Consider the following 13661-nt stretch of genomic DNA (forward strand, 5'->3'; position numbering starts at 1 on the left):
TTGGATATGAGTGAAGCCTAGTAGGTCCACCAGGTTACATTCGGGCTAGCCGCGTGGGTGGCCAGTGGAGTAATCGTCAGAGCCAGAGCGACGACGGCCAGCAGGACGACCAGTGGAACGATCCAGCGCAGATTCTTCTTCAGCATTGTGAAACCTCCCCAATCGAAATCATCAAATAAGTGAGCCTCGGCAAAGTGAACTGCGAACCCTCGCCGAAAGGCGAGGTGAGGAGTATGGCAAACAGGCGTACCTAGTGAGTAAGCGAGCTATGACTGGCCTGCTTGATCCAGGCACTGGCCCGGGCCGGCGGCGGTGGCGCGCGCAGATAGCCCTCCTCGCAGCGTTAGCGGTCAGGCCCTGCCTGGTTCGTCCCACGTCCCAGGCGCTCAGCTTCTCAGCTCCCAAGCGCTCGGCGCCCTGCTGGAGAAGCTTGCTTGTCGCTCGATGAGTGAGTGAGCGAGCGGGCGAGCGGGCGAGCGGATCTGCTGAGCGGGACTGGGTCGAGCAAAGGTAGCGGCCCCTCGGCTGTCACTGCCCCACTGCTCTGCTGGGCCATCAAGGCGCGACGCGACCACTTTCCGTAACCGGCGGGCTGTTCTGTGGTAATGATGCACTGGCTTACGACTGGTTCAGGCGACTCGACCGACCGACCGACTTATGGCCAGCCCTTTGGTTACGTGACGGCCTGGCAAACGCAGTTGCAGTTGCGAATGAGGGCCAGCGTTGTCTGCTCGCCCTGCTCAGCTGACTGGCCAGCCCTTTACCCCGACCTGATCCCGGCTGCCCATTGGCTGCCCCTGGAGCCAATGGGGAGAGGATCTTATACCACCGCGGCGCGAACTACTGACGACAGGCCCCCTGCGAGGAGAGCTAGCCGCCGCGCCACCGACGACCAACCTGCAAACTGAGCCACAACGATGCAATCGTCTGATCTTGTTCAAGGTACTCTGGTCTGGACGGGCCGGCTATCCTGAGCGGGTGGGGCAGAGCTATCAGCCCTGCACCCTGGATAGCGGGCCCCGACTGACCAGCACGAGCGGCCTTTCTCCTCCCCACCGATAGATCCGGGCCGCTCAGTCCTTCCTGGCAACCTGGCGTACCGTTTTCCCGATACGCACATCTCTCACACTCGGGAAGATTACCCGATGATTCGCCAACCTTCAGGATCTCCTCCAAGGAATCCATCGAAAGTACTATCTCCTTCACGAAGAATCTTGAAGAAGACAGCCTGGCCATCGCTACCCGCTCTTTCAGCTTGCCAGGCTGAACGGGAGGAGCCAGGGAAGGAAGCAAAAGGGTGCGGTCCCGGAGGAGATGGTCCTTACCCAGACCCGGGTGGTTGCATTACTGAATTGGGCACTAGCATCGCTGTGAAGCGGGGAGGACCCTCTGCTCAACCTTGATACGGTTTCTGGCCATAAGCGGCGACGACGTGGTAGCGCGTCTGCAGCGTATTCCACTCCTGGCCTGCCTGTTCGATGAGGGCGAGGACTTCTTGCTGCTCCATCTGGAAGCGAGCTGCGATGAGAGAGCTGATTGCCTTACCGGCCTCGCGCAGATCCAGTGAGAGTAAAGAACCGACGCGCCCGCCCCAATCACCAAGTGGAATATCGATATCCTGGCGGTTGACCTGGATCAGCCCGGCCTGATGCAGGAAAGAGTCCAGGGAGCGGAGGACCCCACCCTCGTTGTCGAGGCCACGGAGGGCACCTAGCTGGCCCATGAGGTAGAGAAATTGCTGGGTAGCTGGTCCGGCTGGATTGAAATGACTGACATGGGTGCCCGCCTCGACCAACTCGACCCAGCCGCCGGGGACGGTGACGCGCACGAGTTCTCGCACAACATTCGGCCAGGCCGCGAGAGGAATAGCCAGCACGAGCAGGCGTTGATGGACGAAATCGAAGGTCTCATCTTCAAAAGGGAGGCCCTTGAGGGCGTCGCCCTGGACAAAGCGATAGTTAGCTGGTGGAGTGGTGGCTTTGGCTCTAGCTGGCTCCAGATCGAGGCCAATGACCTCGGCCTGGGGGAACTGCTGGGCGAGTTCAATGGCCCACTGGCCGGTGCCGCAGCCAACGTCGAGAATGCGGCGGGGTTGGATGATGGGTGCTAAATAGTTGCCGCGCAGCGCGGAGCGCAGAACGTAATGTTGGAAATCGAGGCGATTGACCTCCCCCAGGTCTTTAGGGAGCAGATAAGGTTGCTCGTCAAGATAGCGGCGCGAGGCCAATGAACCTGTCTGGGGCGCCTCGCTAGCTGTGGGACGAGGCGTAGGCTGAACCGAATCAGCAGGAGTGACGGAAGCGTTTGTCACGCGGCGCTGGCGAAAGAACCACCAGGGCATGAGACATTCCTCCTTGCGGGCAAGTTAATCCTCATACGAGCTAAATAGTACAGCATTAGGCAACGCCTTGTTCATCGCGTGAATGGGCTTGGCCCATAGGTCACAGCGAAGTAACAGCGTGTTCGAAGCTGGTTTCAGACCTGACAGGCATGGTCAATGATGGCTAGCACTTCCTGCTCAGATCTGCTGAAACGGGCTGCTCGGCCACACTGATGATCTCTCGGACTTCTCCCAGGGCGAAGGCGGTCAAGAAGCGGTAATGTCCCCTGACTCGCTCCCGGGAAGGGCAAGAAGCTGCTAGTGAGTGACGGCAAGACCTCTTTCCGCTGAAGTGAAGGCGCGCTAAGGGAGGCGTGAGACCTTGCAGTCGCTATTCGATCGAGAGCCTAAGCCTCATACTGGGCCTTCTGCGAGGAATCTGGCCCAACCACCAGGGAGGGACGGGGCCAGCCAGCTCCTGCGGCAATCTCATGAGCGTGAGTCTAGGTAGTGGTTGGTGGCTTGTTCCCATAAGCGACGGCAAGCCGGTAGCAAGTATGGAATTCATCGAACTCTCCTACTGCTGCTTCAATCAGATCAAGGACTTCCTGCTCTGAGATCTGGAAGCGAGCGGCTATAGCGCCGCTGAGTCCCTTTGAACTCTCGCGGAAGTCGAGCGCTAGCAAGGAACCAAGACGTCCTCCCCACTGGCCCAGTGGTACCTCGAAGGATTGAGACTGCACGCTGACCAGTCCGGCATCGCGCAGATAGCGGTCGAGAGAACGCATGATCACTCCCTCAGTGTCAAGACCGCGCAGAGCTGCCAGCTGCCCTGCCAGGTGTAGATATCGCTGTGTGGCAGGACCAGCGGGGGTAAAGTCAGCGGTTCCTGTGCCAAACTCGACGAGTTCGACCCAGCCGCCAGGAGCGGTGAGGCGAGCCAGCTCCTGGACGAGACCCGGCCAGGCCCTCAATGGGATAGCCAGCCAGAGAAAACGCTGGTGAACGAAGTCGAAGGTCTCATCTTCAAAAGGGAGGCCCTTGAGGGCGTCGCCCTGGACAAAGCGATAGTTAGCTGGTGGAGTGATGGCTTTGGCACTGGTCGGCTCCAGATCAAGGCCAACGACCTCGGCCTGGGGGAACTGCTGGGCGAGTTCGAAGGCCCACTGGCCGGTGCCGCAGCCGACGTCGAGGATGCGGCGCGGCTGCTGGATGGGGGCCAGGTAGTTGCCGCGCAGGATGGCGCGCAAGACGTAGTGCTGGAAGTCGAGGCGGTTGGCCTCGCCCAGGTCCTTGGGGAGCAGATAGGGCGGCTCGTCCAGATAGCGATGGGCAGCCGAAAAGGACAGCGGGGCAGCCTCATCGGAAGCCGGACGGGCTACAGACGGTTCGGCAGCGCTAGCATTGACGGAAACGTTGGTCGCACGGCGGCGGCGGAAGAACCACCAGGGCATGAGCAAGACCTCCTTGTGAGCGAAAGTATGGGAGCTATTGCTCTGGCAGAGCAGGGAGTGCGGATCTGCAAATGGGAGCAGGGAACCGCACTTCGGCTCAGGCATCAGGTCAGGGCCGAACAGGCTTCTGGCCATAGGCCACAGTGAAGGTGCCGCAGGAGTGGAGTTCGTTCCATTCCTGGCCGGCTCTGTCGATGAGCTGGAGAATGTCCTGCTCAGGGAGATGGAAACGTGCCGCCAGCGGCGCGCTGATCGCCTTCCAGCCCTCGCGAATGTCAAGAGCGGACAAGGCACCGATGTGTCCGGCCCAGTCGCCGATAGGGACCTGGATGGAATGACGCTGGATATTGATGAGGCCAGCCTGAACCAAATATTGGTCTAAGGAGCGCATGACCATCCCTTCGCTGTCGATCCCGCGCAGGGCGGAGAGCTGTCCCAGCAGCGATACGAACTGCTCATTAGCTGGGCCCGCTGGGCTGATAAGGTCGCTGATATGAATGCTCACTTCCACCAGTTCGACCCAGCCACCTGGGGCGGTGATACGGGCGAGTTCCCGGACGGCGCTGGGCCAGGCTGCCAGAGGAATAGCCAGCACGAGCAGGCGCTGATGGACGAAGTCGAAGGAGTCGTTGTCGAAGGGGAGGCCGTGGAGGATATCCCCCTGGACGAAGCGATAGTTGGGCGGAGGGGAAGCAGGGGCTTTGACCAGTTCGAGGTCGAGGCCGACGACCTCGGCCTGGGGGAACTGCTGGGCGAGTTCGAAGGCCCACTGGCCGGTGCCGCAGCCGACGTCGAGGATGCGGCGCGGCTGCTGGATGGGGGCCAGGTAGTTGCCGCGCAGGATGGCGCGCAAGACGTAGTGCTGGAAGTCGAGGCGGTTGACCTCGCCCAGGTCCTTGGGGAGCAGATAGGGCTGATCGTGCAGGTAGCGACGCGGTCCCTGCAGGCGAGGCAGGGCGATCTCTCCAGGCTGCCAGCCGGAAGAGGGCTGGGCAGAGGTGCTAGCAGGGGTGGTATTCCGAGAGTGGCGGCGGAAGAACCACCAGGGCATGAGCAAGACCTCCTTGCTGTCAGTGGGCCTTAGATGGGCCAACGATAAGGCGAGACGCTTGATTGGATCTGATCATCGAGTAAAAGGCTTCTGGCCGTAGGCTACCGCAAAGTGTAGCTGTGTCTGGAACTCGTTCCATTCCTGGCTGGCCTGCTCGATCAGCTGCAGGATCTCCTGCTCGGATCTGCTGAAACGAGCAGCGGTGGGAGCGCTAATTGCCTTCCATGCTTCATGTAGATTCATGGCCATCAAGGAGCCGAGACGTCCGCCCCACTTGCCGAGAGGAACGTCGAACGGATGGTAGTGGACGTTAGCGAGGCCGGCCTTTTCCAGGTAGTGAGCCAGGGAGCGTAGTACAATACCCTCCGCATCTAACCCACGCAGAGCTGCCAGTGCTCCTCCAAGCCTGCAAAATTCCTGTGTAGCGGGGCCAGAAGGCGTGAGATCCTGCGGTGCCGGGCTCGATTCAACGAGTTCGATCCAGCCGCCGGGAGCGGTGACCCGAGCCAGCTCCTGAACAGCCGCCGGCCAGGCTGCTTGGGGAATCGCCAGGAAAAGCAGGCGTTGATGGACGAAGTCGAAGGAGTCGTTGTCGAAGGGGAGGCCGTGGAGGATATCCCCCTGGACGAAGCGATAGTTGGGCGGAGGGGAAGCAGAGGCTTTGACCAGTTCGAGGTCGAGGCCGATGACCTCGGCCTGGGGGAACTGCTGGGCGAGTTCGAAGGCCCACTGGCCGGTGCCGCAGCCGACGTCGAGGATGCGGCGCGGCTGCTGGATGGGGGCCAGATAATTGCCGTGCAGGATGGCGCGCAAGACGTAATGCTGGAAGTCGAGGCGGTTGACCTCGCCCAGGTCCTTGGGGAGCAGATAGGGCTGTTCCTGCAGGTAGCGACGCGGTCCCTGCAGGCGAGGGAGAGCGATCTCTCCAGGCTGCCAGCCGGAAGAGGGCTGGGCAGAGGTCGCTGTGCGAGCGGTGTTGCGAGAGTGGCGGCGGAAGAACCACCAGGGCATGAGCAAGACCTCCTTGTGAGCGAAAGTATGGGAGCTATTGCTCTGGCAGAGCAGGGAGTGCGGATCTGCAAATGGGAGCAGGGAACCGCACTTCGGCTCAGGCATCAGGTCAGGGCCGAACAGGCTTCTGGCCATAGGCCACAGCGAAACGAAAGCGAGTTTTGTACTGATTCCACTCCTTCTCAGCCTGCTGAATAAGCTCAAAAACCTCCTGCTCTGGAGTCCCAAAGCGAGCGGCAATAGGCGCGCTCATAGCCTTGCCAATTTCACGCAGGTCAAGGGCCAATAGAGAACCGATACGCCCTCCCCATGTGCCCAAGGGAGCCTCAATCAGCTGATAGCGGATATTGCCAAGGCCAGCTTGCTCTAGATAGTCGCCCAGGGAGCGCATAACGATTCCATCGCTGTCGAGGCCGCGTAGAGAGACGAGCTGTCCTCCAAGGCGCCACAGTTCCTGTGTAGCAGGTCCAGAGGGCATGAAATCTTGCATGCCAGTACTCGACTCGACGAGTTCGACCCAGCCACCTGGGGCGGTGATACGGGCGAGTTCCCGGACGGCGCTGGGCCAGGCTGCCAGAGGAATAGCCAGCACGAGCAGGCGTTGATGGACGAAGTCGAAGGAGTCGTTGTCGAAGGGGAGGCCGTGGAGGATATCTCCCTGGACGAAGCGATAGTTGGGCGGGGGGGAAGCAGAGGCTTTGACCAGTTCGAGGTCGAGGCCGATGACCTCGGCCTGGGGGAACTGCTGGGCGAGTTCGAAGGCCCACTGGCCGGTGCCGCAGCCGACGTCGAGGATGCGGCGCGGCTGCTGGATGGGAGCCAGATAATTGCCGTGCAGGATGGCGCGCAAGATGTAATGCTGGAAGTCGAGGCGGTTGGCCTCGCCCAGGTCCTTGGGAAGCGCGTAGGGCTGTTCCTGCAGATAGCGGCGGGACCCCTGCAGGCGAGGGAGAGCGACCTCGCCCAAGTGCCAGCCGGAAGAGGGCTGGGCCGAGGTCGCTGTGCGAGCGGTGTTGCGAGAGTGGCGGCGGAAGAACCACCAGGGCATGGAACATGGCTCCTTCTAGTCTTGTCGAATGGCTCTATTTAGACTGGTTAGTACGCCTTCTGACCATAAGCAATAATGTAGCTGTATTTCGTGTGATACCTATTGAATTCTTGCAGCATTTCTTCAATGTCTGTGGCAACCTCCTGCTCTGTTCTAGCGAATCGATGAGCTATTGGAGCGCTGAGTGCTTTCGCCCCTTCCCGGAAGTTCAGTGCCATTAAAGAGCCGAGACGTCCACCCCATTCACCAACCGGAACTTCGATCTGACGGCGCTCAATGTTGACGAGACCAGTTTCTGAGAGATAGTAGTTCAGTGAACGGGCTACCACTCCTTCGCTATCGATGCCTCGCAGAGCGGCTAATTGCCCTCCCAAAGCGAAGAGTCGCTGAGTAACAGGACCCGAGGGAGTGAGATCTTTTGGCGCAATACTGGCTTCGACGAGTTCGACCCAGCCGCCGGGAGCGGTGACCCGAGCCAGCTCCTGAACAGCCGCCGGCCAGGCTGCTTGGGGAATCGCCAGGAAAAGCAGGCGTTGATGGACGAAGTCGAAGGAGTCGTTGTCGAAGGGGAGGCCGTGGAGGATATCTCCCTGGACGAAGCGATAGTTGGGCGGGGGGGAAGCAGAGGCTTTGACCAGTTCGAGGTCGAGGCCGACGACCTCGGCCTGGGGGAACTGCTGGGCGAGTTCGAAGGCCCACTGGCCGGTGCCGCAGCCGACGTCGAGGATGCGGCGCGGCTGCTGGATGGGGGCCAGATAATTGCCGTGCAGGATGGCGCGCAAGATGTAATGCTGGAAGTCGAGGCGGTTGACCTCGCCCAGATCCTTGGGGAGCAGATAGGGCTGTTCCTGCAGGTAGCGACGCGGTCCCTGCAGGCGAGGGAGAGCGATCTCTCCCGGCTGCCAGCCGGGAGAGGGCAGGGCCGAGGTCGCTGTGCGAGCGGTGTTGCGAGAGTGGCGGCGGAAGAACCACCAGGGCATGAGCATGATCCTCCTTGCTAGTCGATTGGGCAGTCGAGAAGCAGAAAGCCTGAGCGCAGGCGGTCTCAATGCGTCAAGGGTTTCTGGCCATAGGCGATGGCAAAAGGCCATTTTGTTCGGAACTCATTCCACTCCTGGCTGGCCCGTTCGATCAGCCGCAATACATCTTGTTCAGAGCGCCCGAAGCGGGCCGCGATAGGGGCACTGATGGCCTTGCAGGCTTCGCGTAGGTCCAGAGCCATCAGGGAGCCGATGCGTCCCCCCCATTCGCCCAGGGGAACGGAGAAGGGCTGATAGTGGATGTTGACAAGGCCGGCTTCCTCCAGGTAGCGGGCTAGGGAGTGCGGTACATCATCGGTATCTATTCCTCGTAGGGCAGCGAGTTGAGCGGCAAGTCGCCAGAATTCTTGGGTGGCTGGGCCGCAGGGGAGCCAGTCCTGTAGAGCGGTGCCAGTCTCGACGAGTTCGACCCAGCCGCCGGGGGAGGTGACACGGGCGAGTTCCTGGACGACGCCCGGCCATGCAGCCAGCGGAATGGCCAGGAAGAGCAGGCGTTGATGGACGAAGTCGAAGGAGTTGTTGTCGAAGGGGAGGCCTTGCAGAATGTCTCCCTGGATGAAACGGTAGTTAGAGGGAGGAGTAGTGGCCTTGACCAGTTCGAGGTCGAGGCCGATGACCTCGGCCTGGGGGAACTGCTGGGCGAGTTCGAAGGCCCACTGGCCGGTGCCGCAGCCGACATCGAGGATGCGGCGCGGCTGCCCAATGGGAGCCAGATAATTGCCGCGCAGGGCGGCGCGGAGGGCGTAGTGCTGGAAATCGAGGCGGTTGGCCTCGCCCAGGTCCTTGGGGAGCAGATAGGGCTGTTCCTGCAGGTAGCGGCGGGACCCCTGCAGGCGAGGGAGAGCGACCTCACCGGGCTGCCAGCCGGAAGAGGGCTGGGCAGAGGTGCTAGCAGGGGTGGTATTCCGAGAGTGGCGGCGGAAGAACCACCAGGGCATGAGCATGATCCTCCTCGTAACAAAGATGGTCCTTATCGCGGAAGACTGAAGAAAGAAAGCTCTGGCCAGGTTCTTAAGGCTAGATCGGCTTCTGGCCATAGGCGACGGCGAAATGACAGGAAGTATGGAACGAGTTCCATTCGCGATGGGCTTGCTCGATGAGGGCAAGCACTTCCTGCTCAGACCTGCCGAAGCGGGCGGCAATGGGGGCGCTGATGGCCTTCCAGACTTCACGTAGGTCCAGGGCCATCAAGGAGCCGATGCGTCCCCCCCATTCGCCCAGAGGGACGTCAAGGGCCTGGTAGTGAATATTGACAAGGCCGGCTTCCTCCAGGTAGCGGGCTAACGAGCGCATAACGGTGCCATCGGTATCGATACCCCGCAAAGCAGCGAGCTGGGACCCGAGCTGATAGAATTCTTGGGTAGCGGGTCCAGAGGGCAGGTAGTCCTGCAGAGCGGTGCCGACTTCCAGGAGTTCGATCCAGCCGCCGGGAGCGGTGACCCGAGCCAGCTCCTGAACAGCCGCCGGCCAGGCTGCTTGGGGAATAGCCAGCACGAGCAGGCGTTGATGGACGAAGTCGAAAGAGTTGTCGTCGAAGGGGAGGCCGTGGAGGATATCTCCCTGGACGAAGCGATAGTTGGGCGGGGGGGAAGCAGAGGCTTTGACCAGTTCGAGGTCGAGGCCGATGACCTCGGCCTGGGGGAACTGCTGGGCGAGTTCGAAGGCCCACTGGCCGGTGCCGCAGCCGACGTCGAGAATGCGGCGCGGCTGCCCAATGGGAGCCAGATAATTGCTGTGCAGGGCGGCGCGCAAGACATAATGCTGGAAGTCGAGGCGGTTGACCTCGCCCAGGTCCTTGGGGAGCAGATAGGGCTGTTCCTGCAGGTAGCGGCGGGACCCCTGCAGGCGAGGGAGAGCGACCTCGCCCAAGTGCCAGCCGGAAGAGGGCTGGACGGGGTCGGCAGCGTGAGCTGCGGAGAGAGAACCACGAGAGCGGCGTCGAAAGAACCACCAGGGCATGAGCAAGACCTCCTTTCTCTGTTGTTGGTGAGAGGTAGAGGTAGCCGAGAAGCTGAGCGCTGCGGGCAGGCAGCGTCAGCGGGTCAAGGCTTCTGACCGTAAGCCACCGTGAAAGAGCAGCAGGAATGCAGCTCATTCCACTCCTGGCAGGCCCTGTCAATGAGTTGGAGCACATCCTGCTCAGGGATCTGGAAGCGAGCCGCCAGCGGGGCACTGATTGCTGTCCACATCGTGCGGAAGTCAAGAGCGAGTAGAGAGCCGATGCGGCCCCCCCATTCGCCTACAGGGATCTTGATGGGACGACATTGGATCTGGTGCAGACGAGCCTGGGCCAGATAGTGATCGAGGGAACGTGCGACGAGGCCCTCGCTATCCAAGCCTCGCAGAGCAGCGAGCTGACCGATGAGAGATGCCACTTGCTGATTGGCTGGCCCAGAGGGAGTAAGGTTGCTGATATGGATGCTTGTCTCGACGAGTTCGATCCAGCCGCCGGGAGCGGTGACCCGAGCCAGCTCCTGAACAGCCGCCGGCCAGGCTGCTTGGGGAATAGCCAGCACGAGCAGGCGTTGATGGACGAAGTCGAAAGAGTTGTCGTCGAAGGGGAGGCCGTGGAGGATATCTCCCTGGACGAAGCGATAGTTGGGCGGGGGGGAAGCAGAGGCTTTGACCAGTTCGAGGTCGAGGCCGATGACCTCGGCCTGGGGGAACTGCTGGGCGAGTTCGAAGGCCCACTGGCCGGTGCCGCAGCCGACGTCGAGAATGCGGCGCGGCTGCCCAATGGGAGCCAGATAATTGCCGCGCAGGATGGCGCGCAAGACATAATGCTGGAAGTCGAGGCGGTTGACCTCGCCCAGGTCCTTGGGGAGCAGATAGGGCTGATCGTGCAGGTAGCGGCGGGACCCCTGCAGGCGAGGGAGAGCGACCTCACCGGGCTGCCAGCCGGAAGAGGGCTGGGCAGAGGTGCTAGCAGGGGTGGTATTCCGAGAGTGGCGGCGGAAGAACCACCAGGGCATGAAACAGACTCCTTTCTTCTTCAAGGCACTCCTGAAATCTGCTCTTAATCGCTGGCGTAAGAGTAACAGTGATAGCTCTCTATGAAACAGGCCAAGCAATTGAAGAGATTCCTCTGACCCTCTGCGTTACTGTCGATCAAGGACAGCTCGTGTACCACTGCTGAAAAAAGAGAAGCCAGGCTCTGCTACTCGGGGGAGAATCATGCGTGATTTGCCTGGTCCCGCCTATAGCTTGCTGCCTGACCTGAGCCATATCTGAGAATTTGATAGTCTGGCACCAGAGAGAGTTGCCTCTCCACAGAGACGCCCACGCTCCCAATAAAGCCGGTGTGGCCATAGATATCGCTTGCTCTTGCCGAAAACGGACGGCCTTGACCGGTGCGGCTCCTTCGCTTAGAGTTTAGAAAAGATGAATGTCATCTGTCAATTTGAATATAATGAAAATGGTGGACACGGTCTATTTTAATGGATTTTTAATGCACCGTTGCCAGAGGCGGGAGTCGCGGAAAGGACGGCCTCAACTGATGGGCGAGTGGTCGTGAGCAGTAGAGCGGAAAACAATAACAGGAGGATGAGCCAGCGTCTGCTTTATAGCCAGTCTAGCAGAGCCACTGGGGACCACTATGGCTGTTCAGTCACCGCAACTCTAATGCGACGAGCAATGCTTACAAGCGTTTGCTCCTGGGTCGCAGGAGGCAGAGTAGCAAGCGGCTTCTGTGGGTCGTTAGCAGGTTCGAAGCTCTGCAGCCCGCTCTCTTCGAAGAGGCAGGGGCTGACAATGATAGGGATAATCAAGGTGCCAGCCAGGCGGGCCCTCTCCAAGAGCTTCGGCAACTGATTGGTCATAATAAAGTCGGACGCCAAAAGCGTAGCGCTGACCAGAACAATGGCCACGCCCGCGCGCAAGATGGCATCCTCCAGCGTCTGCTCCCAGCGACTGCCTGCGCTGATCAGCGTATCGTCCCAGACATCGAACACTCCCTTCTGTTCAAGAGGAGCCAGATGGCTACGCAGACGCTTCAGCCACCGCTTATCTTGACGAGCATAGCAGATAAAGATTTGCTGTCTGCGTGGTGCAGGGCGTTTGCCGACCTTACGAGCCAGCTGCTCCAAATTGCAGTGGCGTAGATAGAAAATAAGGGTCGGATCTTCCGCCAGCAGCACGCCAACTGTGGGATCACAGAAGAGATGATACGCCAGATCGGGATAGGAGGCGATGGCTTGAGGCCAGCTTTCTTTGAAAAAGCGCTCCAGGTCGTGGGCGTGACCTGGCTCCTGCTGCTGTAAAAGTGAAAGCCAGAGCACTCCCTCACGGCTCTGGCTTAGCTCTTCCAGTAGAGAAAGACTGGTTTGATCGTAAGGCCCGCCTGCAACGGCGAATTGCTTGATGGCAAGGTCAAATTTTCTCTCCAGCGTTTCCATCACATCCTGAACAGCCGTAGCAAGGTGATGCCGAATAGCAACTGGTGATGGCTGCGTCTGAATAATATTATTTTGCATGCAAAGATAGTAGCAGAGAAATTGAGCCAGAATAAAGCTACCGTCAACCAGACGGAGAATATCCTCCTTACACTCAAAAATCACATTGAGAGCCTGCTCTCCCTGCCTGATCAATTGCAAAATCTCCTCATCGCTGGCGTGGCCCATCTTGAAGCGATCGAAGCGCATAGCCATATCGAAAGAGGCGGAGCTGATGAAGCTCTGGCCCGTGCCGGGAATGCCGATAATGACAAGCTTGCGATCTTCGGGCTGGATATCCGCCAGTAGCTTCAGATAGTCCACCAGCTCCTGACGCAAGCCAGGCTCCAGGCGATGGAAATCGTCGATAATCACCACACCGCGATGCCACTGCGAGAGAGTACGGAGCCGTTCGCGGTCAGCGGGCGCACGGGCACTCAGGAGAGTGATCGTCGGTCGCTCTGCTCTAGCTATCTCCTCCTCTCCAAGTTGCTGGACAGCTTTTTGCACCGCCGTGGTCTTGCCGATGCCCGAAGGCCCCTCGATGACCACGCCGCGCCCCGGCTCAACAAGTGCCAGCTTCAGGGGCTCGAAGATGGAAGGCGGCACAAAGGTCACTGTGGGCAGCCCCGTACGCTTGAAGACCTCATCCAGGCGGTAGCTCGTGGGAGGCAGCCCTGGTGCTGTCAGTCCGCGTGTCCTGCTCTCCGAAGAGGCAGCCGGTGAGGAGGGCGAAATGCGTCGCCGATTCCGAAGCTCTCTGCAGATCAGGAGGACCTCATGAACGATTTGCTGTAGCGCCCGCTCTCTGGCGATTTCTTCGCTCAGCGCGCGCCCATTGCGTGGGAGCAGTTGCAAAGAAGCGAGCGGTGTTCCCTCAAGCGGGGTAGGCCGGGCAAGAATGGGGATCAGCTGTAACTCACCCCGTTGCGCGCGCTCTAATCCTCGCGAGATGGCTCTTTCATAGGTTGGCGATGCCAGCAGGTCGGGGCTGATCAGCAGCAGGAGCACATCGGCGGACTCGATATGCCAACGTAACTCCGCTGCCATGTGAGCACCAGCCCGCAGATCTGTGGATGTGCGGAGAACGATTCCTGGCAAGACCTCCAAGTAGTCCATTAATGGGAGGAGCGAATAGAGGAGGCGATAATCCTCGCGAGCACAGATTATAAAAACAATGACATTGGCTTCACGGTCAGGCTGCTCCGTTCTATCCATAGATAACCGACTCTCTCCTCGCGTCTCTCCGTTGCCGATGCTGAGGTGCGCGCTCGTGGCTATGCTGGCCTGCCTTAAGCGTGCGGCTG

General features: G+C 60.2%; 11 protein-coding genes. All 11 read right to left on the minus strand.

The window, feature by feature from the left end:
* Positions 1-17: 17 nt before the first annotated feature.
* The 11 genes from KTAU_RS22195 to KTAU_RS17710 all read right to left on the minus strand — a co-directional run bounded on the left by KTAU_RS22195 (position 18) and on the right by KTAU_RS17710 (position 13572).
* A complete protein-coding gene (locus KTAU_RS22195) occupies positions 18-146 on the minus strand; it encodes a hypothetical protein (protein WP_265576328.1) in 129 nt (42 codons plus the stop codon).
* A 1247-nt stretch (positions 147-1393) separates the two neighbouring features.
* Positions 1394-2341: a class I SAM-dependent methyltransferase gene (locus KTAU_RS17665; RefSeq protein ID WP_151729612.1), complete on the minus strand. Its 948-nt coding sequence runs from the start codon at positions 2339-2341 to the stop codon at positions 1394-1396.
* 482 nt (positions 2342-2823) lie between these two features.
* Complete coding sequence (locus KTAU_RS17670; RefSeq protein WP_170293404.1) at positions 2824-3774, minus strand: class I SAM-dependent methyltransferase; 951 nt, start codon at positions 3772-3774, stop codon at positions 2824-2826.
* Between the two features lie 109 nt (positions 3775-3883).
* Complete coding sequence (locus KTAU_RS17675; protein ID WP_151729614.1) at positions 3884-4825, minus strand: class I SAM-dependent methyltransferase; 942 nt, start codon at positions 4823-4825, stop codon at positions 3884-3886.
* Between the two features lie 72 nt (positions 4826-4897).
* A complete protein-coding gene (locus tag KTAU_RS17680) occupies positions 4898-5836 on the minus strand; it encodes a class I SAM-dependent methyltransferase (RefSeq protein ID WP_170293405.1) in 939 nt (312 codons plus the stop codon).
* A 109-nt stretch (positions 5837-5945) separates the two neighbouring features.
* Positions 5946-6884 (minus strand): class I SAM-dependent methyltransferase, encoded by a 939-nt coding sequence (locus KTAU_RS17685; protein WP_151729616.1) that lies wholly within the window; start codon positions 6882-6884, stop codon positions 5946-5948.
* Positions 6885-6931: 47 nt separating this feature from the next.
* Complete coding sequence (locus KTAU_RS17690; protein WP_170293406.1) at positions 6932-7864, minus strand: class I SAM-dependent methyltransferase; 933 nt, start codon at positions 7862-7864, stop codon at positions 6932-6934.
* A 65-nt stretch (positions 7865-7929) separates the two neighbouring features.
* Positions 7930-8862, minus strand: coding sequence for a class I SAM-dependent methyltransferase (locus KTAU_RS17695; RefSeq protein ID WP_170293407.1), 933 nt, complete (start codon positions 8860-8862; stop codon positions 7930-7932).
* 79 nt (positions 8863-8941) lie between these two features.
* Positions 8942-9883: a class I SAM-dependent methyltransferase gene (locus KTAU_RS17700; RefSeq protein ID WP_151729619.1), complete on the minus strand. Its 942-nt coding sequence runs from the start codon at positions 9881-9883 to the stop codon at positions 8942-8944.
* A gap of 83 nt (positions 9884-9966) precedes the next feature.
* The gene (locus tag KTAU_RS17705) at positions 9967-10896 is read right to left on the minus strand and encodes a class I SAM-dependent methyltransferase (protein WP_151729620.1); all 930 of its coding nucleotides are present in this window, start codon (positions 10894-10896) and stop codon (positions 9967-9969) included.
* A gap of 621 nt (positions 10897-11517) precedes the next feature.
* A complete protein-coding gene (locus KTAU_RS17710) occupies positions 11518-13572 on the minus strand; it encodes a TIR domain-containing protein (protein ID WP_151729621.1) in 2055 nt (684 codons plus the stop codon).
* Positions 13573-13661: the final 89 nt, after the last annotated feature.

Origin of the sequence: Thermogemmatispora aurantia (assembly GCF_008974285.1) — a bacterium.
Classification (GTDB): Bacteria; Chloroflexota; Ktedonobacteria; order Ktedonobacterales; family Ktedonobacteraceae; genus Thermogemmatispora; species Thermogemmatispora aurantia.

Excerpts from the sequence above, each read along its gene's own strand:
- KTAU_RS22195 (WP_265576328.1), bottom strand. The coding sequence starts at position 146 with ATGCTGAAGAAGAATCTGCGCTGGATCGTTCCACTGGTCGTCCTGCTG.
- KTAU_RS17665 (WP_151729612.1), bottom strand. The coding sequence starts at position 2,341 with ATGCCCTGGTGGTTCTTTCGCCAGCGCCGCGTGACAAACGCTTCCGTC.
- KTAU_RS17670 (WP_170293404.1), bottom strand. The coding sequence starts at position 3,774 with ATGCCCTGGTGGTTCTTCCGCCGCCGCCGTGCGACCAACGTTTCCGTC.
- KTAU_RS17675 (WP_151729614.1), bottom strand. The coding sequence starts at position 4,825 with ATGCCCTGGTGGTTCTTCCGCCGCCACTCTCGGAATACCACCCCTGCT.
- KTAU_RS17680 (WP_170293405.1), bottom strand. The coding sequence starts at position 5,836 with ATGCCCTGGTGGTTCTTCCGCCGCCACTCTCGCAACACCGCTCGCACA.
- KTAU_RS17685 (WP_151729616.1), bottom strand. The coding sequence starts at position 6,884 with ATGCCCTGGTGGTTCTTCCGCCGCCACTCTCGCAACACCGCTCGCACA.
- KTAU_RS17690 (WP_170293406.1), bottom strand. The coding sequence starts at position 7,864 with ATGCCCTGGTGGTTCTTCCGCCGCCACTCTCGCAACACCGCTCGCACA.
- KTAU_RS17695 (WP_170293407.1), bottom strand. The coding sequence starts at position 8,862 with ATGCCCTGGTGGTTCTTCCGCCGCCACTCTCGGAATACCACCCCTGCT.
- KTAU_RS17700 (WP_151729619.1), bottom strand. The coding sequence starts at position 9,883 with ATGCCCTGGTGGTTCTTTCGACGCCGCTCTCGTGGTTCTCTCTCCGCA.
- KTAU_RS17705 (WP_151729620.1), bottom strand. The coding sequence starts at position 10,896 with ATGCCCTGGTGGTTCTTCCGCCGCCACTCTCGGAATACCACCCCTGCT.
- KTAU_RS17710 (WP_151729621.1), bottom strand. The coding sequence starts at position 13,572 with ATGGATAGAACGGAGCAGCCTGACCGTGAAGCCAATGTCATTGTTTTT.